This is a genomic window from Levilactobacillus sp., assembly GCF_022646225.1.
GTDB lineage: Bacteria > Bacillota > Bacilli > Lactobacillales > Lactobacillaceae > Levilactobacillus > Levilactobacillus suantsaiihabitans.
Genome location: NZ_JALCJA010000003.1, coordinates 332,820 through 356,754, shown reverse-complemented (window position 1 = coordinate 356,754; position 23,935 = coordinate 332,820). Strand labels below are relative to the sequence as shown.

Genomic DNA, 23,935 nt, shown 5'->3' with positions numbered 1-23,935 from the left:
GGTCACGGCCCCCGGCGTAAATATGGAGGTAGCAACTATGCAACTCGGAAGTATTGAAGCTGGGGGAACCAAGTTTGTTTGTGCAATCGGTAACGAAGATTATCAGACCAAGGACAAGGTGCGGATTCCGACCACGACCCCGGAAGAAACCTTAAGCAAGACCATCGCGTACTTTAAGCAGTTCCCGGAACTAAAGGCGATTGCCATTTCATCCTTTGGGCCCATCGAACTGCGGCACAACTCGCCGAAGTACGGGTACATTACCAACACGCCGAAGCCCGGCTGGGCCAACACGAATTTCGTGGGCCGACTGAAGCAGGAACTAGACGTGCCGATGTACTGGACGTCCGACGTGAACGGCTCCGCTTATGGCGAGTACGTGATGTCCACGCTGTTCAATGAAAATATCGACTCGTTAGTTTACTTCACGATTGGGACCGGCGTGGGGGCCGGTGCCGTCATTAACGGGCATTTCGTCGGCAGCTTGGGGCATCCTGAAATGGGGCACGTGCGCTTGAAGCGCCACCCCGACGATTTGAATTTCGCCGGCATTTGCCCATTTCACGGGGATTGCTTGGAAGGTCTGGTCAGCGGACCCACGTTCGACGCGCGGCTGGGGAAACCCGGTAAGGACGTGCCGTTGACCGACCACGTTTGGGACATCATGGCTTACTACGTTGCACAAGCAGCTCTGCAAGTCACGTTGATGATGCGGCCCGATAAGATCGTCTTTGGTGGCGGTGTCGTCAGCGAGACCTTCTTGAAAAAGGTGCGGCACGAATTTGCTGAGTTATTGAATGATTATGTCAACGTCGGCAAGCTCACGGATTACATCGTGATGCCGGCCGTCAAAGACAATGGTTCAGCCACGCTAGGGGACTTTGCCTTAGCACTTAACGAGTACAACAAGTAAGAGAGGGAGAATTTTAACTTATGAAAGCCTTAGTTTTAACGGGAACCAAAAAGATGGAGATCCAAGACGTCGCCAAGCCAGAGGTTAAAGCCAACGAAGTATTGGTCAACACCGCTTACGCTGGCATCTGTGGGACTGACCGGGCCCTTTACGCCGGTTTGCCAGGGTCTGCTGACGCTGTGCCACCAATCGTGTTGGGCCATGAAAATTCCGGGATCGTTGCCGCTATCGGTAGTGACGTTACCAACGTGAAAGTCGGCGACCGGGTTACCGTTGACCCCAACATCTACTGTGGCCAATGCGAATACTGCCGGACCGACCGCCCAGAACTGTGTGACAACCTGTCCGCCGTTGGGGTGACCCGCGATGGTGGCTTGGAAGAATCCTTCACGGCACCTTCATCCGTCGTTTACCCAATTCCTGACAACGTGTCCTTAAAGGCCGCTGCCACGACTGAACCTATCTCTTGTGCGGTTCATGGCATGAGCTTACTGAGCGTTAAGCCTTACCAAAAGGCATTGGTCATCGGCGATGGTTTCATGGGGCAATTATTTGTGCAATTATTACAAGCTTACGGGGTGCACCAAGTTGATTTTGCCGGTATCGTGGACGAAAAATTAGCCTTCAACAAGGAAAAATTTGGCGTTACCAACACCTACAACACCACGCGTGACAGCATTCCTGCCGACTACGACGTTGTGATTGAAGCCGTGGGGTTGCCACAAACGCAAGAACAAGCCGTTGAAGCTACGAAGAAGGGCGCCCAAGTCCTGATGTTCGGTGTCGGGAAGCCAAATCAGACCTTCTCCATGAACACCTACGAAGTTTACCAAAAGCAATTGAAGATCCAAGGGGCCTTCATCAACCCCTACGCCTTCGAAGACGGGATCGCCCTGTTGTCCAGCGGTCAATTGGATGTGGAATCCTTGATCAGCCACGAAGTAAGTTTGGAACAAGTTGAGGATGTCTTAAACGGCAAGGTTGCTGGTGTCAGCAAGGCTGTCGTTAAAGTGAGCGACTAGTAAAGGTAAGGGATTATTGTGAAAGTTGAAGCAGCAAGCGATTTGAATACGGGTGCCGACGTTACGGTAAGTAACCAACGGACGATTTCCATGTCCAAGGCGATTGCCTACTTCGCACTGTCACTGGTCATCAACTCGGCCGGTAATGTGTTGACGTTGGTCACGAGCGCTAAGATTCACCCGTCCTTCTTGGGGGCGGCCTACTGGTCCGCAGCCGAAGCCAACTTGGGAACGGCCTTTCATTGGAACCTGTTTTGGGCGTTTCTGATCATGGGATTCTTGACGGCGGTGTTAAATGCCATCTTGATTCACCACTGGGATTGGAAACGAATCGCCGGCAACATGGTCTTCATGGTCCCGTTCTCTGCGTTGATTCAAGTGTTTGAGGACTTCTTTGATGGGAAATACCCGGCGTTGTTTGCCGGCCTTCCCGAGGCACGCAGTACGGGGATGGTCATCCTCTACGTCGCGCTGAACTTCTTAGGTGTCGCGTTTATCGCGGTCGCCATTTCCATTTACCAACGGGTCAACTTGGTGTTGCACCCGGCCGATGACTTGATGCAGATCCTGCGTTTCCGCTACTTTAAGGGGCAAGCGGCCAAAGCCATGTGGGCGTCTTACATTCCGCCGACCATCATGGCAATCATCGCTTTGGTCATCACGCGGCAATTTACCAACTTCGGGTTGGGGACGGTCTTTGCCTTCCTCGCTCAAGGTGGGATTACTGGGGTGGCCGACAAGGTGATCTTCCCGAAGCTGAAGCACCAGGCCGTTGACGTCGGACAAAAGATTGAATAGGAGCTAATGCAAAATGGCAGTTCAAGACTTTATTACTGGAATTCAACACGTGGGAATTCCCACGGCAGACTTAGACAAGACGATGGCGTTTTACGAATCGTTGGGCTTTGAGCGCGCTGGGTTATTTCCCAATGGCGACAACCGCTGTGCCTTCATGCGATTAGGCAATTTGACGATTGAAACCTGGGAAGGCGACCCGACCAACCCAACGGCCGGCGCCATCAACCACATCTCACTCAACACCACGGACGTCGACAAGGCCTTCGCCGCCGCTAAGGAACAGGGCTTAGACCTGGTCAACGACGAAATCCAATCCATCCCATCATTCTGGGACAAGGGCATTCGGTTCTTTAACATTTTGGGACCAAACCATGAGACGATTGAGTTTTGTGAGATTTTAAAATAAGAGTGTGGAGCAGGGCGCTAAGCTGGCGAGCATTAACGGCGCTAAGTGAATAACCCTGGGTTTGGGTTATTTGCTTAGCGGTGTTAAGCGGAACCAGCTGCCCTGCGGAACACGTTTCGGAGGCCGCCAGTTTCCGGATAGACAGGGCGAGAGCGGCCGCAACGCTCTGAGCGAACCTTACCAGCAAGGAGAATCCACCCTGGGCTTGGGAAATCTTCTTGGCTGGGTTAAGCGCAGGAGTCTGGCTCGCGGAACACGTTTCGGAGGCCGCCAGTTTCCGGGTAGACGGGGCGAGAGCTGCCTTTGCCTGAGCAAGTCTTTCTTGTCCATGCAAAAAGTCGCCCATCCACAATCAACAGCAACAACCTCACCAATCCTTTTCCAAGCACCTCATCAATCTTGTGAAAAGTACCGCCACTACCTTCGCGTGGCCGGATTGGCGAGTAAAGCAAAAACGAGCTACCCCAGCCAGGGTGGTTCGTTTTTTTTTCGAGAATTTTCCTGATAAGTTTTAGTGTACGGGATGAATTGGGGGATGACAAGCAGAGATGGAATCACTTGGAATTGGTTGATTGAGCGGATAATCTTGTGCTAAAAAGGTTGACGATGGCGTGATTATCATGCTATTCAGTCGCCTGGTATTGCGATATACTACCCCTAAAAGGAGCTGAAACACCATGCAAGCACCCCAAATTCCCACCGAAGCCCTGATTCCCCAGTCCTTCACGAGCATCACCCAAGCCGAAGACCACCTGTTGGCCCAGGTGGCTATGAAACAAGAAACCATCACGGAACAGCAGTTGGAACACCCGCTGATCGACCAGTCGACGTTATCGGGGATGGTGTTCATGGGCGACACCTTCAATCGTTTCGAGGTGACCGATACGCTGTTTCGCAACTGCACGCTGGTCAACTGTGATTTCACGGGTATTAGCCTGTTTCGCGTCCGGTTTGAAAACTGCAAGTTGGTCGGCACGACCCTGGATCACGGCACCCTAAAAGCCGTCACGTTTGTGGACTGTGACGGCTCATTGACGAATTTTAATGAAACCAAGCTGACCCAGGTCGCGTTTCAGCACAGCAAGCTCACGGAACTGAACTGCTGGGAAAGTACGCTGAAACAGTGCCAATTCACCGACTGCGACCTGAACCAGGCCGATTTTTCGGGCACCTCACTGAAACACCATGACCTGAGCACCTGCCGCTTTGAAACACTGCGGGTGTCCGACTGGGCGGTCCGTGACTGCCGGTTCAATGAAACGCAGGCGGCGTATTTGGCCCGGCTGTTCCTGGGAATTACGTTAGCGTGAAATGGTGGTCGCGGCCAGGCGAATTTCCTCCGGCAACAGGTCGGGGTCTTCAATCTTGGCGACCAGCCGATCGATGGCCGTTTGCCCCAGTTCGGCAATCGGCTGACGGGCGGTGACGATGGGCTGGGGGAGAAAGTCGAACCAGTCCTGGTCGTCAAAGCCGCCGAGTTGCAGGTGGGGGACGTCGAGGTCCGGGAGCTTGCGCAAGACGCTTTGCATGATGGTGTTGTCGGCAACGAACAGGCCGTCACATTTTTGATTGATCAATAGCTGGCGGGTCATCTGCTGGACGTTGCTGTTGTCCGTACGGGCGGTGGCTTCGATGGCCTCGTCCGGTTCGATGCCAGCCGCGGTCAGGGCCTCCTGGTAGCCAGTCAAACGTTCACTGGCGGTAAAGGACACTGCGCTGTTGATGATGCCGACGCGGGTCGCACCCTGGGCAATCAGTTGAGAGACGATGGCGCGAGTGCCCTGCACGTTGTCGACCAGGACCCGGTCGTAAGGCGCGTGATTGGGGGTCGGCGGCATGCGGTCCACGAAGACGGCCGGCGTCGGCCCTAAGATGGCGGCGTAGTCGGTGGGGCCACCGGCGCTGGTGATGATGACGCCGTCGACCTGTTTTTCTAATAACAAATTCAGACCGCTGGCTTCCTTGGCCAGGTTCTCATCCGTGTTGACCAAGATCACGTCGTAGCCCGCTCGCGACGCCGCGTCTTCGATGGCGCGACTCAGGTGGGTGAAGAAGGCATTGAGGATGTCGGGGATGATTAGCCCCAGGGTGTGCGTTTGCTGGACGCGAATGCTCCGGGCCAGGTCGTTGGGGTGGTAGCCCAGATTGCTGGCAATATTTTGAATCTTTTGACTCGTGTCACGTTTGACCCGCGGGCTGTGGCTTAACGCCCGTGAAACGGTCGCTTCTGAAACTCCCGCTGCTTTGGCAACATCTTTAATCGTAACTTTTCCGGTCAATGTCTTCACCTCATATAATTAATAATTGTTTATTAATATTAATAATCATGGTTATCGGCAACTTTTTGCTTACACAATTCATGGTAACGGTTTGATTTGACCGGTGCAACTAAATCTCTTGGCAAAAAATTTCAAAAAAGACTTGCGTTATCCCCCTACTTAATGATAAAATTTATTTCTGTTGGGTCAGTGATGACTACAATTCTTGGGCTATAGCCAAGTGGTAAGGCAACGGGTTTTGATCCCGTGATGCGCTGGTTCGAACCCAGCTAGCCCAATCGAATAGCTGAACGTGAATTCTCGTCATGGTGGCGAGAATTTTTTTGTGTCCGGTAGAAAGCGCTGCCATTTTCGTTTAGAATGGACCTAATGACCTGAAGAGGAGACAACGATAATGACAACGAAGATTATTCTAGACTGCGACCCCGGCCACGACGACGCCTTAGCCATGATGCTGGCACTGGCCAACCCAGAAATCGACCTGTTGGCCGTGACCACGTCGGCCGGAAACCAGACGCCGGAGAAGACGTTAAACAACGCTATGCGGCTCTTGACGCTGATGCACCACCAAGAGATCCCGGTGGCTGGCGGCAACCGCACACCGCTGTTAAAGCCGTTAGAAACGGCCGGCAACGTTCACGGTAAGAGTGGATTGGACGGTGCCGAGTTGCCTGACCCGGATTTTTCGGTCCAAGACTTGACCGCCATCGAATTGATGGCCCAAACCTTGCGACACAGCGCTGAACCGGTGACGCTGGTGGTGACCGGACCGATGACCAACCTGGCCCTGTTCTTGCGCGTTTATCCCGAGTTAAAAGCCAAAATCGCCCGTGTCGTCTTCATGGGCGGCGCCATGGGGCTGGGCAACTGGACACCTTCCGTTGAGTTCAACATCTACGTCGACCCGGAAGCCGCCAAGATCGTGCTCAACGCTGGCATTCCGTTGACGATGGCGCCCTTGAACGTCACTCACAAGGCGCAGATCTTAAAGCCAGAGATCGACGCTATCGGCCAAATCGACAATCCCGTGGCCCACGCCTTTTTCGGCCTGCTGAACTTCTTTGAGCTGTACCATGAAAATCCTAAATGGGGCTTCAAAGGCGCGCCACTACACGATCCGTGCACGATTGCCTGGTTGTTGCATCCAGAGATGTTCCACAGCGAATTGATGAACGTGGACGTCGAAACGCAGGGTGAACTGGTACGAGGCGAAACCGTTTGTGATTATTACGAACTGACCGGCAAGCCCAAGAATACCGACGTGCTCTTGGACCTCGACCGAGACGCCTTCATTCGGCTGATTACCACGTCTTTAGAAACATTTAACTAGCCACGTAAACCCTTGACCCATCAGTGACGGACCGCCGTTGCTGGTGGGCCTTTTGGTCGTCCTTGGAAAAACTTAAACAATTTCCCGTATACTGGAAGAACGAAATTTTTGTGTAGAGGTGAATATTGTGAGACAGAAAGCTTTTCCTGCCCACGAGGAGTTGATCTTCGGCAGTGGTTTGACCATGATTGCCGGGGCGCTCGATGCCTATTCCTATTTGGAACACGGCGCCGTCTTTGCGGGCTTGCAAACGGGGAATCTCATTTTACTGGGGATTAACTTCGGCCACTTACAATTGGCCCAAATGGGGCGGTATTTGACGGCGCTACTGGCCTTTGCCTTGGGCACGGCGGTGGCGCGGTTGTTGCAGCACTGGTTAGCCCAACGCCAGGTGAGCCCACAGAGCGTGGCGTTGTGGTTTGAGTTTGCTATTTTAATCGTTACCTTAATCACGACCAACGTGATTCCCGACTGGGCAGCCACCGCATTGCTGTCTCTGGCGGCGGCCGTGGAGTTGCAGGAATTTCGCCGCATCAAGGGGGCGCCGTTCACACCGCTGATGATGACTGGCAACCTGCGCACGGCCACGGAATCACTGGTCGACGGCCTGCGTTATCATGACCGAGAAGCTCGTGGCAGGGCCCGAGACACCTTCGCCGTGCTGGGCAGCTTCATCGCCGGCGCCGTTTTGGTTGCGGCCTTCAGCCACCTGTTGGCCGGCTACGCCATCTTAGTGCCCATCTTGCTGGTGGTCGCCTTGATTGCTTGGCTTTACCAGCAGAACCATCGGCGGCGGTGGAAACACTGAGACGGTGGGTAAATTTGGGCCTGACGGCTGACGATATTGGCAGAATTATCAATAGTTTTTGGGTATTCGAGGCGATATAATGGACCCACGAACGAAGGGCAGGTCATAATCTGAAACCAGTAAAGTTAGTTAAAAGCGGCGATTCATCTGCTTTTCGGCTCTCGAAAAGTGATTGTGACATAGGCGCAGATGATGAAACGGTTTTTGAAAAGAGCATTTCTCCGGATGGCAAAGAAGTGACCTTTAGAAAGGTCGATTCGGCTAGAGCAACCATCTTGGAAATCGCCAACGCGTTGTTCGATGAGCATGCGGACCTGACGCAGGCGCCTGGTTTCACCAATTTTAGGCTCAACCTTCAGTAAATCGCAATCCAACCCAAAAAACACCCCTGAGAAAAGTTCTCAGGGGTGTTTCACGTGGAACAAAAGTCTATTTTGTGGCGTCGAATTGGTAATCGGCACTGTAGAACGGTACCCGGTAAGCCCGGTAGGCGTAGGCCTTGTCCGCGGCACTCTTCATAGTGGCGTTGAAGACTTGCTTGCCTGACTTGGTGACTTCGATGACGTTACTTTGCGCACCATTGTGCTTGTAACCGAAGTCGATCAGCGTGTTGCCATTGGCTTGCCGTTCGGCGTAACCGATGACGTAGGTGAAGTTGTCCTTACCCAGGGACTTTCCGTAAGACCAGGTCGTCTTAATGGTCATGTCCTTGGCGTTGACGTGGTATTGCACGGCTTGGGAGTACTTCCCGGACGTCTTCTTGTTCCCGTTGGTGACGGCAATGTTGTTGTCGTACAACAGGAAGTCTTCGCTGTTGGCGGAGTTCTTGCCGCCGTTGTTCAGCAGGTAGATCCCGTGTTGACCACCGGTGACGACGGTGCCCTTGGCCGGCTTCAACAAGTAAGGGCGGTAAGCCTTAGGCCAAGTAGAAGCCTTCTTACCGGAGTAGATCCACTTGATGTGGTCGGTCTTGTAATCCAGCTTCATGATCATGTCTTGGTTCCGGCTGGAAATGACGATGGACTTGTCATTCTTGTCGTAGTCCACGGCATTTTGGTGGAGCCAGTCGATCTTGCCATCGGCACCCTTAGCGTACTTGGTCCACATGGACTTCGGTAGCAATTTCTTCATGTCGATGACCTTCACGATCTTACCAGTCTTGTGGGAAACCTCGACCATGGTGTCTTCCTTGTACTTGGACCCGTCGGAAACGGTGGCCAGGAAGTTGTGGTTCGGCAGTTCGACCAAGTCATGGTGAATGACCGTGGTTTCGCTGTTGGCCTTGGCAGCGGCCTTACTGATGCTGGCTGCATCGGAACTACTGGTGTTGGCCGCGAAACTGTATTCCTTGTAGACCCGACCCAAGTAGTCGGTTTCAATTAAATCGTTATAAACGTCGGAGTTGACGTCCTTTTTCGACAGCATCATGATGCGGCCACCCGACCACTGTTCAATCGTGTGTTGGGAGTAGTTGGTGCTGTACCACCGCACGGCGCCGTCCGCGTCAATGGCGAAGGGTTGTTTGGTCGTCCGGTTCATGATGGTCAGCTTGTTTTTGCCGATCTCCATCTTGGACTTGTCGACGTTTTTGGTCGTGATCGTGGCGTTGGCAACGTAAGTCGGTAATTTACCGGTCTGCATCTTCAGCGTCTTGGTGGTCGTCTTGCCATCCTTGTTGGTAGCGGTGATCTTCACCGTGTTGTTGGTGTCGGCGTACAGCCCCACAACGGGAACTTGGTGCGTTGTGGTGTAGCCACCCTTGACGGTGTTGGTGATGGACGTCTTATCCGACTTGCCAACGACCGTGTAGCTAACTTTTTCAGCGTCACTGGTCTTGAACGTGACTAACGCGGACAGCGGGGACGTCTTGTACGGGTTGACCTTGACGTAGGGGTTGTCCAACGTGTATTTACTGTTTTGTGCTGCTGCTTTATAGGTTGCGGTCAAACTCTTCTGACTGTCTTGGCGCGTCGTGATGATCTTGGTGTCCAAATTCTTCTTGATTTGAGCATCCGTCAACACGGACTTGTTCGTCTTGATCTTGTAACTCGCCGCCGATGAGCTTGACGAGCTCTTGGAACTAGAACAACCGGCCAAACCGACTGTCAGAACTGCCAGGGAGGCAATAGCAAGCGTTACCATCCGGGGGTGTTTGAATTGCAAATGAGCCATCTCCTTTAAAAATTGTCGAAAAAAAGGGGGAGTGGTCACTAAGACCAAGCTCCCCCAACTGCTATGTAACACTTAACAATATAACACTTTTGCCGAAGGAGCTTTGTTAATAAAAACTGACTTTTTTGTGAACAAGTTGTGAACTTTATGAATTCTACTATAACTAGTGGATTATCAAGTGTAATGTAAACGGTGACTGGTCTTTTTAAGCCAGAAATGAGGTTATCTAAGAAATTCTTATTTTCTGTTTAGAAAACCATCAGGACGTCAGGGTTAATCGAATGATATAACTAAAGGCGTATTAATTACGGGGCGACCCGTTAGAAGAGGTGAGACCGTGGCCGAACGGAAAAAACGGCGGTATTTACATGAGGTTGATCTCATGCGGGTCATGTTCATCGGTGGGGTGTTGCTCAATCACACCACGACGGCATTTGAGAACCGCTTGGTCGATACCACGAATAGTCAATTATTGTTAGAAGCGACCCACTTGGCCCTGCATTTTACGCGGATGGGCTTTATGTTCATGACCGGGTTAGTGTTGGTCCTGAATTATTACAACCGCGATCATCAGTGGTTACGATTTTGGAAAAAACGCTACATCAGTTCCGGGGTCCCCTACATTGCTTGGAACGCCATCATCATGATCGTCGCGACGTTGATTGCCAGCGGCGGCATCGATTGGCCGAAGTATTGGGCTCATTTGGGCAACGCGTTGCAGTATGGGAATGAGTATTACATGTACTATATTGTGGTTACCTTCCAGCTGTACCTGTTGTTCCCCGCGATCGTCTATATGTTTAAGAAACTTCCGGATCACCATTTCGCCATTATCGGCATTAGTGCCGGGGTGCAGCTGTTCTTGATCACGGGCATCAAATATTGGTTGCCCCACATCGACACCAGCAACTGGCTCTGGTGGTTCCGCGCGTATGGTAACAACGTCTTTGTCTACCAGTTCTACTTTGTGGTCGGGGGCTTTGTCGCCATTCACTACGACGATGTGGTCGCCTTTATTGAAAAGCACCACAAGTTCATCAACTGGATGGCCGGGTTGATGGCCATCGGTACGGTCTTCTTATTCTTCGGGGACCGCGACATCTTGCAGCTGAGTCGCAAGGCCATCTTCTCCGTGCACCAGCCGTTCATCTTCATTTACGACTGCTTTATGATTTTATTTGTTCTCTGGTTCGGTCTGCAGTACGCCAAGGCGCGCCAACACGGCTTACCAGACTGGCTAGACAACCTGATCCAAGCCTTCTCCAAGGTTTCCTTCGGGATCTACCTGTGTCAAAGTTTACCGATTTTTGCCTTAAATGCCATCTTGGCCCACATCAGCTTACCGGCATGGCTGCTATTACTCTTGCTGCCCGTTGGCTACCTGTTCGTGGCCGGTGGCGCTCTGCTGATTTCGTGGTTCTGCTTCAAGGTACCGCCATTTGGTATCCTGATTGGTCGGCCACAATGGCACCTGTTCTCGAAAGGAGCACGTTCACATGTCAAAAGTAACGCTTAAATTAACCAATCAATTAAAACAACATGCTAATGACCAGATCATTAAAGACGAGGCCCGCGACCAGTGGTACACCGGCGCGGAACTCGCGGCCGACGTCGACCAACTCGACGATCAACTGCGCGGCTTGCACGTGGGCCACGGCGACGTCATCTACGTGTGCTTGCCGAACTCGGGGATGTACCCCGTCTTGACGCAAGCCATCTGGGAAATCGGGGCCATCATGAACCCCGTTTCCGCCAACACGCCAGCGGCAGAAATGTTGGCTGACCTGAAGGAACACGACTACGCGGCGGTCATCGTGGCCGACGAACTGGTCGACGCTGTCTTGGCAGATCGGCAAACGCAACGCGCTGACTTGACGCTCAACACCGCCGATAAGTTGACGGTCATCCGGGACATGGCGGTTGCCGGCCACGTGGCTGCGACGCCGACCGAAGAGGACCTGGCGCTGATCTTGCACACGTCCGGGACCACCGGGAAGCCGAAGCGGGTGGGGTTGACCCACGACCTGATTCGTCACGGTGCCCAACACGACATCGACGCTCACCGGTTGACGGCCGCCGACACGACGCTGATCACCATGCCGATGTTCCACATCAACGCGCAGGTCGTTTCCGTCTTATCAACGCGCCTGTCCGACGGTAAAATGGTTATCACGCCTAAGTTCTCAGCCAGTCGTTTCTGGCCACAGGTCCAAAATAACGGCGTGACCTGGGCCTCCGTGGTACCAACCATCATCAACATCTTGTTGTTAAACGACAAGGCCAAGGCCGCTTACAACGACCAGACCCACTTGCGTTTCGTCCGGTGCTCGTCGTTCTCCTTGCCGCTAGAAAAGTTGACGGACTTCGAAGACACCTACCACACCCGCATCTTGGAAGGCTACGGCATGACCGAAACCGCCAGTCAATGCACGTTGAACCCATTTGACAAGCCGAAGGTCGGCTCCGTGGGCTTGCCGGTGGGTACCGACATGGCTATCTTGATCGACGGCGAATTCACCACGACGCCGGGACAATCCGGTGAGATTGCGGTGCGGGGCGATCACGTCATCAAATCTTACCTCGATCCGCACCCCGATTCCTTCAAGGACGGCTGGTTCTTGACCGGGGATCTGGGCTACTTCGACGACGATGGTTACCTTTACATCAACGGTCGGAAGAAGGATATCATCAGTGTGGGTGGCGAAAAGGTCGCCCCAGCCCGGGTGGAAAACGTCTTGAGTGAACTGGACTTCATTAAGGAAGTCACGGTCATTGGCACGCCTGACGACCTGTACGGTGAAGCCGTCACGGCGGTCGTCATCAGTCGGCCGAACAGCGGCAGCCAAGCGGATCAAGAACAGGCCATTTTCGACCAAGCCAAGAAGTCCTTGGCCGGCTACGAACAACCGAAGCACGTGCTGTTCGTTCGCGATTACCCGCGCAACGCCACGGGTAAGGTCTTGCGGCCGAAGTTACGGGACCTGGTCGTAAACGATCCGGTGAAATTAGGTGCTAGCGCATGAGTCGGACCAAGCGGACATTTTTAAAATGGCTGGTCGGTATCGTGCTGGTTCTGTGGGTCGGGGTCGCCTATTACGGCTACCGGCAAACGGACGGCGCCAAGAGCAGTCACACCAACGGATTAACCACGGTCACGGTCGGGTATCAAAAGGGAGATCCCTTTGATATCGCCAAGCAACGCGGCAAGCTGGTCAAGAAAATGAAGGCTAAGGGCTATCGCCTGGTTCTCAAGCAATTCCAAGACGGCAACGCGCTGATGCAGGCCCTGAAGTCCGGGAGTATCGACTATGCCCGGGCCGGGGATACGCCGCCCGTCACGGCCCAATCGGCCGGAACCAAGCTGGCCTATGTCGGCGTCGGGTCGACCAAGGCCAAGGGGTCCGGCATCCTGGTCAAGAAGAACAGCGGCATCGACTCGCTGAAGGACTTGAAGGGCAAGAAGATCGCCTATACCAAAGGGACCAGTTCGCAATACCTGCTGCTCCAGCTGCTGGTGAAGGCCGGTCTGGAAGTCAATGACGTAGATTGGGTCAACATGGACCAATCGGCGGCCAGTGTCGCCTTTGCTAAGGGTAAGATCGATGCTTGGGTCACCTGGGATCCGTACACGGCTCAAGCCGAGCTGACGCAAAATGCCAAGGCCTTGAGCAATGGGGTCGGTATGAGTAACAACCGGGACTACATTTTATCGATGCAATCCTACGCCAAGTCGCACAAGACCGTGTCGAAATATCTGGTCAAATACCTGGAAGACGACATGCGCTGGGCCGATACGCACCACAAGCAATTGACGACCATGCTCAGTAAGTCGCTGAAGCTGAAGAAGTCAGTGGTCAAGAAAATGGTTGACCGCCGCCGCTACAGCATTCGGGGCATGTACGCCAGCGTTATCAAGGAACAACAAGAAATGGCCGATAACTTCTATAAGAACGGCATTACAACCAAAAAAATTAATGTTAGCAGCGCTGTGACCTACCTGAAGTAGGGTCAGTTCGCTGGGACATGTGGGTCGCCAATCTGTGAGTTGGCGGCCCTTTTTGGCGTTGCCAAAAAGTGGCGTCTACTGGTACTAACGAAATTGGTGGGGCGTTTGTGCGGGGGATTTGGGAAAATTAAGGGATACTTAAGGGTATTTGGTGATTGGTGATGGTGGGATAAGGCGTAGCTGATGCAAGGAGGCAATGCGGTATAATGGGGCTATCTAATGAAGGAGTGGCGTAGGATGACAAAAATCGTAATAGCGGCGGATTCGTTTAAGGGCAGTGCAACCTCCCAAGAAGTGGCGACGTACTTAACCCGGGGCATTAAACAGGTGGCACCCACGGCCCAGGTCGAGGCGGTACCCATTGCGGACGGCGGCGAAGGGACGGTTACCAGTGTGTTGACCGCTGTTGGGGGCCAGGTCATGACGACGCCGATTCAAGGACCACTGGGCCAGCCCATGACGGCACATTGGGGCCTGCTGGCCGATCACGTGGCCATTTTAGAAGTCGCGGAGGGTGCCGGCATTACCCAAGTTTCCCGTGATCAGTTAGATCCACTGGCGACTACGAGTTATGGCGTCGGTCAGGTCATCCAAGCGGCTCTGGATGCGGGGGCGACGACGCTGTATCTGGGCCTCGGTGGCAGTGCCACCAACGATGGCGGTGTAGGCCTGGCTCAAGCCCTAGGTGCGCGATTTTACGATGACCAGCACGCGCTGATCGACCAGACTGGTGCGGCAGTGGGAAATATCAGGACCATTGACTTGAGTCAGCTTGATGCCCGACTGGCCGACACACAAATCATTGGTTTAACGGATGTGGCGAATCCATTGACTGGCCAGCAAGGCGCATCGGCCGTCTTTGGTCCCCAGAAGGGTGCGACGCCAGCCGTGGTTGCCCAACTCGATGCCGGGTTAGTAAACTTACAGCATCTGTGTCAAACGCAGTTGGGAACGGATTGGGGCGCGGTTCCCGGTGCTGGTGCCGCCGGGGGGATTGGTTTTGGGTTATTGGCCTTTTTGGGTGGTCGACTGGAACCGGGGATTCAGGAAATCTTGCGGTTGACCCACTTGGCGGAAAAAATCGCGACGGCGGACTTGGTCATCAGTGGGGAAGGCCAAATCGATGGCCAGTCACTGATGGGTAAAGCGCCAATCGGAATCGCACGGCTAGCCAAGCAGCAGGACAAGCCGGTCATTTTAGTAGCCGGTAGCGTCGGGAAAGACCTCGCGGCCGTATACGCCGCCGGGGTCGATCTGGTCCTGTCCTCGACCATGGCGCCGATGTCGGTTGCCCGGGCTATTGCCCAAACGCCTGAACTCTTGGCCCAGGCGGGAATGACGGCCATGCGAGCGTTCCTATTGGGAAAATAACCCGGGAAATAAATCGGTAATGGTGGGACATTACCAACTTAACCCGGGAAATAAATACATTTTCCTTGCTCATCACGCCGCGTCATCCACTATAACTAGACTCAGGAGGTGAGATTCATGTCCACTTACACGACGGGGGAATTAGCCAAACGCACCGGTATTTCCGTGCGAACGCTACAGTACTATGATCAAAAGGACCTGTTAAAACCCACGGCCACGAGTGAAGGCGGCCGCCGCATCTATACGGCAGACGATGCCGCGACGCTCAAGCTGATTTTATTGTTGAAGAGTATGGGCTTAAAGTTGGCGGCGATTCGGGAAATTTTGACCAGCGACAACGCCCAACCGGTGTTGGAGCTCCTGTTAGCGGAACAGGCCCAGCGGCTGGAACATGACCGTGACCAGGCGGTGGCGCAGCTGAAAACCGTGACGGCAGTCCGCAAGAGCCTGACCGGCGCGGCCGATTTACCCCTCAAATCCATTCAGGACATGGATCGACTAATGGCAAATCAGCGTGCTTTACGTCAAGTTCATTTACGCTTGGTGGGTGGTGGTCTGGTGATGGACGCCTTGGAGATTGCTGGGTTGGTCTATTCCTGGCTGACCGGCAACTGGTGGGTCTTTGGTGGCGCCATGCTCGTGGCCGTACTGGTGGCAATTGGCCTGACGCGTCACTACTTTTTGCAAGTGGCCTACACCTGTCCGCACTGCCACACGACCTTTCAACCGCGCTTCTGGCAAGCCTTTTGGGCCGGCCACAGTCCACGCACCCGCAAGCTGACCTGTCCGCACTGTGGTCAAACGGATTTTTGTGTGGAAACGATTGCCAAAGATGCCCTGAACCCCTAAACTGAAGCTAGTGACAGACTTCACAGAAGGGTGGAATTTTGATGAGTGAGCAACGAACCGTGCGGCTGATCTTGCCGCAATGGCAAGGTGGCGTCAATCCAGATTATTTGTTTGGGGCAGAATTGTTGGCGCAGGTCTTACCGCCAGACGACCAGGTCGAGACGATTCACGTGCCGGTGTCGACAAACTTGGCGGCCAGCCAAACGGCCACTGATGGCGTGGCTGGCAAGCCGGTGCTGTTACAGCAGATGGCCGAGACCAAGTCGATTTTAGACGTTAAGCAACCGGACCGCGTGATTACGGCCGGCGGAGATTGCTCTATCTCAGAAGCGCCTTTTGACTATCTCAGCGGCAAATACGGCGAGCGCCTGGGTGTGCTGTGGTTAGACGTGCACCCGGACATCGCCGACCCCAGCACGTCCCAACACGTGCACGAAATGGTGGTGGCTAACCTGTTGGGCAAGGGCGACCCTGACTTCAGCAAGGCCGTTGCCAACCCTATCTTGCCGCGGCAGCTGATGTACGGTGGTTTGGACCACGCGGCGTTGCGGCCGATGGATCAGGCCGTCGACGCGCTGGGAATTCGCTACGCCACGCCGGAAGACCTGGCCAGCGACAGTCAGTCGATTCTGGATTGGCTGGCAGCCGAACAATTGACACATCTGGCGGTCCATTTTGACCTCGATGTCTTGACACCGGCGGATTTCCGCTCGATTCTACCGGCCCAACCCCACACGGCTATCAGTGACTTCGGTGCTGCCGTTGGGCAAATGGCGCTGCGCCAAATCGTGCGGGTCATGCACGATGTCAGTCAACAGGCAGACATCGTGGGCTTCAGCATTGCCGAGCACATGCCGTGGGACGCGATTAACTTGCGGCATGCGTTGCGTGAGATCGCTATTTTTAAATAGCACCCAAAAAAGTCCCAGCCACCGGCGCAACCCGTGACTGGGACTTTTCATCGCAATTTTAAGATTCTGGTACCTTGTCGTGCAAGATGGCGTCGAGCACGTCTTCGGCGACCAGGCCGACTTGGCCGGCGTCGTGACGGTCGGCGGGGCCGTTGAATTCAGCGTAGTTGGTCTCGTGTTTCATGACCACGATGCGGTCCGCCATGCGGGCGGCTTCGTTGACGTCGTGGGTGACCAGGATGGTCGTGAGCTGTTGTTGCTCACAGATGCGCAGGATCAGGTCCTGCATTTTCCGCCGAGTCAAGGCGTCCAAGGCGCCCAGCGGTTCGTCGAGCAACAGGACTTGCGGATGCGACATCAAGGCGCGGGCCAGAGCGACCCGTTGCTTTTGCCCACCGGATAACTGGTTGGGGAACTGTTGGGCGTATTCGTCCAAGTCGACCAAGTGCAAGAGCTTCTTGGCTTCGGCCTGTTGTTGGGCGTCGTGGCTCTTAAACGACAGGTTGTCGAGCACCGTCATCCATGGCAACAGCCGGTCTTCTTGAAACATCACGCGAATGACGACTGCGGAGTCTTCGCGGGTCTGGTGATTGAACAGGACTTGGCCGCGCGTGGGCGTTTCCAAGCCGGCAATCATCCGCAGCAGGGTACTTTTCCCGCCACCACTCATGCCGACGAGGGCGAGAAATTCGCCAGGCTCGATGTTAAAGCTGACGTCGCCTAGCGCGGTGATTTGGCCGTAATCCTTGCCGATGTGGTCGATGGTAATTTCTGGTTTGGTGGTCATTAGTTATTGCTCCTTCCCAGCGTCTGCCAGTCGAGGAAGAGCGTTTCAAAACTCTTGGCGACCAGGTCAGAAATCTTCCCGAGGATGGCGTAGATCACGATACACAAGATGACCGTTTCCATGTCCACGAAGTCTTCGGCGTTGGTCGACATGTAGCCGATACCGGAGTTGGCGGAAATGGTTTCGGCCACAATCAGCGTGGTCCACATCACACCCAGGGCGTAGCGCACGCCGACCAGCACTTGTGGTAAGGCTGCGGGGAAGATAATCTTTTGAAATAGTTCACGTTTGGATAAATTGTAGGACTTACCCATTTCAATCAGGTCCGGGTCGACGTTACGAATCCCGTTGAAGGTGTTGATGTAGACCGGGAACATGGTCCCGATGGCCACCAGCGAGATCTTGGCGGATTCGTTGATCCCCAACCACAGGATGATCAGCGGGATCAGCGCCAAGTGGGGCACGTTGCGGACCATTTGGATGGAGGAATCGAACAGCAGGCGTGCCGTATTGGACATCCCGTTTAAAAAGCCCAGGATGAAGCCCAATCCACCACCAATCACCAACCCTAAGGTAGCCCGGTACAGACTGATACTCATGTTCTTAGGCAGTTCGCCCGTTTGCGTCAGCTTGACACCGTCCTTTAAGACGGCCCACGGTGACGGCAAGATGTTGGTCGACAGCCACCCTAGACTACTGCTGAGCTGCCAGATAACGACGACGAGCACGGGAATCAAAAATGGTAAGAACCCTTTAAATGAGAAGGACCGCGACTTCGGTTTTGGCGGAAGCGCGGGGGACAGGGCAACAGATTTTTGCATGAAAATGAGCCTCCTAGGCAATAATGACAAGTTTAAAGGGAGGCGGTGCCGATGACGACCGCCAGCCTACCCGTAGTTTACAAGTAATTTCGGGTCACAACTATTGCCGTTTTCTAAGTGTTAAATAAGAATTTCTTAGAAAGGTGGGATGGGCGGCTCGCTGGACCGTCATTGGGGCAGTGGTAGGTGTAATTTGGCGAAAAGTTTTCTAGCATCGAGCGATTGGCGCGTGGCCCGTGACACAAACAGTTGCTGGTGTTGGCGAACGTGCTGGGTGAGGGCAGCTGGTTGGGTGAGCAGGCGTAACTTGATTTCTTGATCGAGCGACTGTAGGACTAGGCCATTCTCAATGTTGGATAATGTACTAAAACTCATAGCCAACAACAACGCCGTTTCACGGAGCGTTAATCCCAGTCCCGCGCGGGCGGCCTTGATTTCTTCTGGGAACAAAAAGCCATATTGTTCCCGGTAAAGCTGATAATCAGTGTCAAAGTTCTGGTCAATCTGATCCAGCGGTTCCAGATAATTAGCGGTGTCGTTTAGGTCAGCACCGGCCGGGACCCAGTAATAGTGTGTATTTTCCAGTGGGTCACCGGCAATCATGGCAGTCTCTTGAACGGCGATGACGGTATAGGCAATCTCATTGCCGGTGATATCGGTTGACGTAATGTGGTTGATGATTTTCATGAGCGGCCTCTTTTCTAGGGATGGTAGAACCGATAATGCTCGTTACTGTAGAATAACATAGAATAACGATTGATGATGATTAAATACTCTTCAAAGATTGAAATTAGCTTTTACTCATTAATGCCAGACACTAGCACTGATGCAGCCGGACCCATCCTAGTTGTTCTTAGCGAGATCGATTTATTAGAAGGTAGTCGGCCAGCTAATAGTTATCACAGGCTAAGCAAATTGTTATTGGCATCGGTTCTGTAGCCGGAAGTTCGCCCAATATGAGTTCAGCCGTGGGAGTTGCCTTGGCGGCGCGATTCATGCCGCTTAGGCAACTGGCGTCTTTGAGACGTGAACTTCGGCTCAAAGCGAGGCCGAGACCGGGTTTCAGGCTCGGTCCGGTCCGCCCACCGCGTTCCAACTCATATTTGGCGAGCTGGAGGCGGCCAGTCCCCGCTATGAGAACTATCTCAGGTAGATAAATGCCACAACAAAAGCGGCCACGCCCCAATAGGTGTGACCGCTTAATCATTAATCTTTAGTGGAATACCCGCGCAATGCCCGCGACGTAGGAACGTTGTCCGTTCTTGATCGGTTGGACCATGATGCGTGGTGGCCAGCTTTCGATAACTTTGCCCTTACCTAAGTACAGGGCCACGTGCCAAATCGTGTGGGTCCCTGGTTGATAGTAGAAGACCAGGTCGCCGCGGCGTTTGTGACTGTAGGCCACGTGCTGGAACTTCTTGCTAGCCCAGAGGTTCCGTGAGTTCCATTCGTTGCCCGGGAAGGCGTGGTGAATGGCGCTCACTGGCTTGGGGTTGATGCCCCCAGCGTACAAGGCCTGCATGACCAGTCCAGAACAGTCCGTGCCGTAAATAGGTTTGGATGAGGAGCCAACCAAATATGGGTTGCCCTTGTACTTGTAGGCTTGCTTGATCATGGCTTCGACGTGTTCCTTGCGGCCATTCCAGGCGTGCGCACCCAGTGGGGCCACGTAGGAATCAATGCTGGTCCAGCTGGACTTGGAGAAGCCTAATTTGACCCAGGTCTTTTTGTTGACGGTTCCAGTGACCTTTAAGTGGTGCTTGCGTTGGAAATTCTTTACGGCGTAAACCGTCACAGAATTATATTTGTTATAACCGTTGGCCGTGCCTAAGCGGCGCATGATCTTCCAGGTCTTGATGCCTTCGTAGCCGCGCTTGACGGTGTAGCCGACCTTACCGTAAGGCTTGATCTGCTTGTAGTTGACTTGGTAGTACTTCTTGGGGTTTTGGTAGCCCTTGGTCTTGGCGACAAACGCCTTGTTGGCCGTGACGTACTTGCCGGTGTTGGTCTTCAAAACGGGGGCGTGACCCTTGACCGTCACAACCTTGGAAATCTTGGCATAGTGGCCCTTGTGAATCGTGGCCAAATGATGCTTCTTGGCAGCGTCCTTGTAGTAGGCGACCGTCTGCTTGACCCGAATGATACCGGGGTTCTTGGTGTAGTAGCTGGTCTTGGCTTGTGCAGAGGTGGTAACCCCAACGCTAGCTAAACCGGCAATGACGAGTAATGTGGTGAGCCAGGTTTTCTTCATGAGATTCGCTTCCTTAAATTTAATAACTCAGCGCCCGATAAGCGTCGTGCTTGCGGTGATTGTGCAAATTGGCCAACGTCATGCTAGTCTTTTTCTTGGTCCACGGGTCGTTGTAGTAGGCCCGCTTACTGCTGTAGCCGGACAACGTGATGGCGTGGTTGACGAAACCATCGACGCCCGCGACCCAAATGACAACGGGATGGCCTTGATTGATTTGGCCCTTCATCTTCTTAAATGAGGCGCCAGTCATATTCTTGGCCGAACCCAGGTGAGCTTTCACGGTCGACATGAGGCCCTTGGGATAGATCCACCAGCCGGACCGCGAGTAGGGACTGCCGACAAAGCCCTTGTTCGGGTTCGAACTGCGCGGCATTTCCTTAGCTAACGACATCTTGGTGACCTTGGCGCCGGCGTATTTCAGCATCATGGTCGTGGCCGTGATTTCACAACCGGTCGGTAGTTGTGGCCGTTGGGCAATCAGGGGAACATTCAGCCAGCGGTAAGACTTGACCGTCCCGTTGCGGTGAATCCAACCGGTCTGCGTGTGCTTGTAGGTAAATTTCAGCCAGGTGCCATCGGCCATGGTTTCCTCACGGGTGATGTGCACCTTCCGATTGGCGTAATGCCGCCCAGTCGAAATGGCCTTCATGTTCTTGGCCGAGGATTTGGCACCACCGGACTTGTAGACCTTGTAGTTATGCTTCTTATTGGCACCAATCTTGGTGTAGTAGTTGACGACCCGCTTGTTCAAAATCTTGCGATAAGTCGGTTTCGGTTTTGGCTTAGGCTTGGGTTTCGGCTTAGTCGTCGACTCGGACTCGGCGCTGGACTCAGATGATGCCGAGGATGACTCAGACTCTTGGCTGCTAGCATTCTGGTCGGTCGTGGTCGTTTGACTGGTCGTGGTCGCAGCACTGGATGACGCGGTTTTCGCGTACGCCAAGCCACTGGGAGCCGTGCCCAGCAAGAGGCCCAGACTGAGCGCAGCCAAGCCGCCAATTAACTTTTTCATAGAGGTGTCCACCTTTGTATGTAATGATGAGGTATAATATGCCTGTATAGATACCCTAACAAGGATTATTTTACCGCTTCCACAGCCGAAAAACAATGTGTCAGGCCACCTTTATATATCATTCACGAGCGGATAATCCGCCTGAATAATGGTTTTAACAAGGACAATTCTACCGCTGCTAGGGCAGAATTGCAATAGAACCTGGGCCGCAAATTGGCGTGATGGCGGCGTTTGACGTGATGATGGTCAGGCAGAATTCAGTGTGGTGTCGTGTGCAAGGCGCAATGGCTTTTCGGCAGTAAGACTCGTATGATTAAGGATGTTGTTAAAATAATTAATACATAGAAATTCGGAGGGATTAACGTGAAATGGTACACGCGAATCATCGCGGCTGGCTTAGTCACCCTGGCAGTCGGGAGTGTCGGCGGCGCAACACCGGCTCAGGCGAAAAAGCAGGCAAAAATCAGTAGCTGGGGCTGGCAATCGACGCCATGGGCGAAGCAATATGTCGTGACGAAGGGCCCGATTTATAAATCGTTAAATTTGAAGAAGAAGTCCAAGACCAAACAAAAAATCTTTTGGTCTGACACCATGTATACCTTAAAATTGACCAACGGGAAACACGTTAGCTATCGTCAGCTGGCTAAGAAGAACGGTCACCTAGTGGGTTACGTTGCCAAGAAGCATGTCAAAATTTTAAAGGATAGCGATCACCGGTCGGCGGCTTATCAGGCGAAGGTGAAAAAAGCCAAGAAGGCCAAAGCGGCTGAAAAGAAGGCCTTTACCGCCAGTGAACGCAAACAGATTGCGACGTACCGTAAGCAACTTAAACAGATTGCCAATACCACCAAGGGAATGTATGTGCAGAAGCCATCCGTAAAGGGCCACTTTGCTCCAGGTAAGTTGAGTGCCAAATACGTGAACGCGACGGTCGATTCGATTAACTTTTACCGTAAGATGTACGGCCTGTCACCCGTGACGGCCGATGCTGGGTGGAACACCGAGGCCCAATATGGTGCAGCGACGTTGGCTGCGGCAGGAAAAGGCCTGTCTCACGGGTTGGTCGGCCTCAACAGACCCAGTTTCGTGTCAAAGGCTGACTGGCAACGCGGGGCCGATGCGACGAATTCGAGTAATTTGAGTGAAGGATTAACTAAGCCATACGACAATATTTTAGGGTACGTAAACGATGGCAACAACATGACAAGCATGGTTCCGGGACACCGGGAGTGGATCTTGGGTGGTATCGCCAAAGTCGGCGTTGGTCAGGTCGGTGACTATAATGACTTGAAGGTCTTTGGTAGTCACGACGGTGATTATTCACCGTCAACGGTGGCCTTCCCTAAGGCAGGCGTCTTTCCGAAGCAGGCTGCAGCGGATACGGTTTGGTCCGTCTCATTTGACCATGATTTGGGATCAAATGCTGCGAAACCAACAGTTAAGGTGACGGATGATACGATCCATAAGAATGTTCATGTTTCTGAGGTGGGCATTAGTGGGGATGCTTACGGCTGGTTTGGGACCACGGTTTACTATGAACCGTCGTTTGTTAAAATTAAGCGGAACCATACCTACACGATTAAGATTAGCAACATTGCGCATCAGCAAGATGTGACTTACAAGACGAAACTGTTTGATTTGAAAGATTAATTGGAAAAAATGAATAGGTAACGGGCTTCATCAGCGGATTTTGAGCTGATGGGGCCCGTTTTTTTAAAAGCAATTTAGGAGAATCACTGGCAATAACGAAAAAAATATTTTTAGGATAACGTTTACCTAAGAAAATCAGTAGCACCAAGGAGTCCAGCCAACCTATGCGATTTAAAGCCGTAGTAATCCAGCGAAAAACGTTTGACAAGGATTGGGAAAACGTTTACCATAACCTCATGAAATCACCAGCTGGCTTTTGAACAAAGAAATGATGATGGAGGTCTCAGAAATGGCAGATAGAACAGTCATTGATTCAGCGGCGTTTGCCCGTGGATTTGCCAATGCGGCGACGCAGGCGGGGATTGCGACCAGTCAGATTACCCCGGCGGCCAAGAGTTACCTGTTAAGTTACCTCACGGCATTTTACCTGGCTAACGATTTTAACCAGGCGGAGGCCCAAAACTTCGCAATGAAAACGGTTAAGTTTAAAGATATGAGTTTTGAACAATTACTTGAGCGAGTCAGTCAGCTCAATAAGTACTGAGATGG

The 23,935-nt window shown here is 53.1% G+C and carries 23 protein-coding genes and 1 tRNA gene; 17 read left to right on the top strand and 7 right to left on the bottom strand.

All coding sequences use genetic code 11. The annotated features are described in order from the left end of the window. The first annotated feature begins 37 nt into the window (after positions 1 to 37). The 5 genes from scrK (at position 38) to LKH74_RS06445 (ending at position 4,449) form a co-directional block, all read left to right on the top strand. Entirely contained in the window at positions 38 to 913 is an 876-nt protein-coding gene (gene scrK, locus LKH74_RS06465) for a fructokinase ScrK (protein ID WP_287788737.1), read from the top strand. A gap of 20 nt (positions 914 to 933) precedes the next feature. Beyond that, on the top strand, positions 934 to 1,935 hold the full coding sequence (locus LKH74_RS06460) for a zinc-dependent alcohol dehydrogenase family protein (RefSeq protein ID WP_125577277.1): 1,002 nt from the start codon (positions 934 to 936) through the stop codon (positions 1,933 to 1,935). A gap of 90 nt (positions 1,936 to 2,025) precedes the next feature. Next, the gene (locus tag LKH74_RS06455; protein ID WP_287788844.1) at positions 2,026 to 2,733 is read left to right on the top strand and encodes a fructose permease; all 708 of its coding nucleotides are present in this window, start codon (positions 2,026 to 2,028) and stop codon (positions 2,731 to 2,733) included. Positions 2,734 to 2,746: 13 nt separating this feature from the next. Next, positions 2,747 to 3,139: a VOC family protein gene (locus LKH74_RS06450; RefSeq protein ID WP_125577281.1), complete on the top strand. Its 393-nt coding sequence runs from the start codon at positions 2,747 to 2,749 to the stop codon at positions 3,137 to 3,139. Between the two features lie 677 nt (positions 3,140 to 3,816). Next, complete coding sequence (locus LKH74_RS06445; RefSeq protein WP_287788735.1) at positions 3,817 to 4,449, top strand: pentapeptide repeat-containing protein; 633 nt, start codon at positions 3,817 to 3,819, stop codon at positions 4,447 to 4,449. Here the strand turns inward: LKH74_RS06445 and LKH74_RS06440 are convergent. Then, on the bottom strand, positions 4,441 to 5,427 hold the full coding sequence (locus LKH74_RS06440) for a LacI family DNA-binding transcriptional regulator (protein WP_225428721.1): 987 nt from the start codon (positions 5,425 to 5,427) through the stop codon (positions 4,441 to 4,443). The genes LKH74_RS06445 and LKH74_RS06440 overlap by 9 nt on opposite strands. 197 nt (positions 5,428 to 5,624) lie before the next feature. Between LKH74_RS06440 and LKH74_RS06435 the strand changes: the two genes are divergently transcribed. From LKH74_RS06435 to LKH74_RS06420, 4 genes are all read left to right on the top strand, one after another. Next, positions 5,625 to 5,696 (top strand) — tRNA-Gln (locus LKH74_RS06435). A gap of 116 nt (positions 5,697 to 5,812) precedes the next feature. Beyond that, a complete protein-coding gene (rihA, locus tag LKH74_RS06430; RefSeq protein WP_287788731.1) occupies positions 5,813 to 6,748 on the top strand; it encodes a pyrimidine-specific ribonucleoside hydrolase RihA in 936 nt (311 codons plus the stop codon). A 127-nt stretch (positions 6,749 to 6,875) separates the two neighbouring features. Beyond that, on the top strand, positions 6,876 to 7,556 hold the full coding sequence (locus tag LKH74_RS06425; RefSeq protein ID WP_287788730.1) for a YoaK family protein: 681 nt from the start codon (positions 6,876 to 6,878) through the stop codon (positions 7,554 to 7,556). Between the two features lie 236 nt (positions 7,557 to 7,792). Further along, the gene (locus LKH74_RS06420; RefSeq protein ID WP_287788729.1) at positions 7,793 to 7,918 is read left to right on the top strand and encodes a hypothetical protein; all 126 of its coding nucleotides are present in this window, start codon (positions 7,793 to 7,795) and stop codon (positions 7,916 to 7,918) included. A gap of 67 nt (positions 7,919 to 7,985) precedes the next feature. Here LKH74_RS06420 and LKH74_RS06415 read toward each other — a convergent pair whose 3' ends face one another. Continuing rightward, positions 7,986 to 9,728: an aryl-sulfate sulfotransferase gene (locus LKH74_RS06415; RefSeq protein WP_287788728.1), complete on the bottom strand. Its 1,743-nt coding sequence runs from the start codon at positions 9,726 to 9,728 to the stop codon at positions 7,986 to 7,988. A 337-nt stretch (positions 9,729 to 10,065) separates the two neighbouring features. Here LKH74_RS06415 and LKH74_RS06410 point away from each other — a divergent pair, with 337 nt between their 5' ends. The 6 genes from LKH74_RS06410 to LKH74_RS06385 all read left to right on the top strand — a co-directional run bounded on the left by LKH74_RS06410 (position 10,066) and on the right by LKH74_RS06385 (position 16,865). Then, positions 10,066 to 11,244 carry an acyltransferase gene (locus LKH74_RS06410; RefSeq protein WP_135368700.1) on the top strand — a complete coding sequence of 393 codons (1,179 nt, stop codon included), beginning with the start codon at positions 10,066 to 10,068 and terminating at the stop codon, positions 11,242 to 11,244. Continuing rightward, positions 11,225 to 12,751, top strand: a complete 1,527-nt coding sequence (locus LKH74_RS06405) for an AMP-binding protein (protein ID WP_287788726.1) — start codon at positions 11,225 to 11,227, stop codon at positions 12,749 to 12,751. The genes LKH74_RS06410 and LKH74_RS06405 overlap by 20 nt, the downstream gene beginning before the upstream one ends. Beyond that, positions 12,748 to 13,734, top strand: a complete 987-nt coding sequence (locus tag LKH74_RS06400; protein ID WP_287788724.1) for an aliphatic sulfonate ABC transporter substrate-binding protein — start codon at positions 12,748 to 12,750, stop codon at positions 13,732 to 13,734. Before LKH74_RS06405 ends, LKH74_RS06400 begins: the two co-directional genes overlap by 4 nt. 237 nt (positions 13,735 to 13,971) lie before the next feature. Continuing rightward, positions 13,972 to 15,105, top strand: a complete 1,134-nt coding sequence (locus LKH74_RS06395) for a glycerate kinase (RefSeq protein WP_287788723.1) — start codon at positions 13,972 to 13,974, stop codon at positions 15,103 to 15,105. Between the two features lie 117 nt (positions 15,106 to 15,222). Then, positions 15,223 to 15,954, top strand: coding sequence for a MerR family transcriptional regulator (locus LKH74_RS06390; protein ID WP_287788721.1), 732 nt, complete (start codon positions 15,223 to 15,225; stop codon positions 15,952 to 15,954). A 41-nt stretch (positions 15,955 to 15,995) separates the two neighbouring features. Then, the gene (locus tag LKH74_RS06385; RefSeq protein ID WP_287788719.1) at positions 15,996 to 16,865 is read left to right on the top strand and encodes an arginase family protein; all 870 of its coding nucleotides are present in this window, start codon (positions 15,996 to 15,998) and stop codon (positions 16,863 to 16,865) included. Positions 16,866 to 16,923: 58 nt separating this feature from the next. On the opposite strand, the gene LKH74_RS06380 is transcribed toward LKH74_RS06385, so the two are convergent. From LKH74_RS06380 to LKH74_RS06360, 5 genes are all read right to left on the bottom strand, one after another. Further along, positions 16,924 to 17,652 carry an ABC transporter ATP-binding protein gene (locus tag LKH74_RS06380; protein WP_135368962.1) on the bottom strand — a complete coding sequence of 243 codons (729 nt, stop codon included), beginning with the start codon at positions 17,650 to 17,652 and terminating at the stop codon, positions 16,924 to 16,926. Further along, positions 17,652 to 18,473 carry an ABC transporter permease subunit gene (locus tag LKH74_RS06375; RefSeq protein WP_287788717.1) on the bottom strand — a complete coding sequence of 274 codons (822 nt, stop codon included), beginning with the start codon at positions 18,471 to 18,473 and terminating at the stop codon, positions 17,652 to 17,654. Before LKH74_RS06375 ends, LKH74_RS06380 begins: the two co-directional genes overlap by 1 nt. Positions 18,474 to 18,641: 168 nt before the next feature. Further along, positions 18,642 to 19,160 carry a helix-turn-helix domain-containing protein gene (locus LKH74_RS06370; RefSeq protein ID WP_287788715.1) on the bottom strand — a complete coding sequence of 173 codons (519 nt, stop codon included), beginning with the start codon at positions 19,158 to 19,160 and terminating at the stop codon, positions 18,642 to 18,644. A gap of 526 nt (positions 19,161 to 19,686) precedes the next feature. Beyond that, positions 19,687 to 20,724 carry a DUF5776 domain-containing protein gene (locus tag LKH74_RS06365; protein ID WP_287788713.1) on the bottom strand — a complete coding sequence of 346 codons (1,038 nt, stop codon included), beginning with the start codon at positions 20,722 to 20,724 and terminating at the stop codon, positions 19,687 to 19,689. Positions 20,725 to 20,743: 19 nt separating this feature from the next. After that, entirely contained in the window at positions 20,744 to 21,736 is a 993-nt protein-coding gene (locus tag LKH74_RS06360; protein ID WP_287788712.1) for a C39 family peptidase, read from the bottom strand. Between the two features lie 363 nt (positions 21,737 to 22,099). On the opposite strand from LKH74_RS06360, the gene LKH74_RS06355 reads away from it, so the two are divergent. Further along, a complete protein-coding gene (locus LKH74_RS06355) occupies positions 22,100 to 23,386 on the top strand; it encodes a CAP domain-containing protein (protein ID WP_287788710.1) in 1,287 nt (428 codons plus the stop codon). Positions 23,387 to 23,675: 289 nt separating this feature from the next. Continuing rightward, positions 23,676 to 23,930, top strand: coding sequence for a hypothetical protein (locus LKH74_RS06350; RefSeq protein WP_135368967.1), 255 nt, complete (start codon positions 23,676 to 23,678; stop codon positions 23,928 to 23,930). Positions 23,931 to 23,935: the final 5 nt, after the last annotated feature.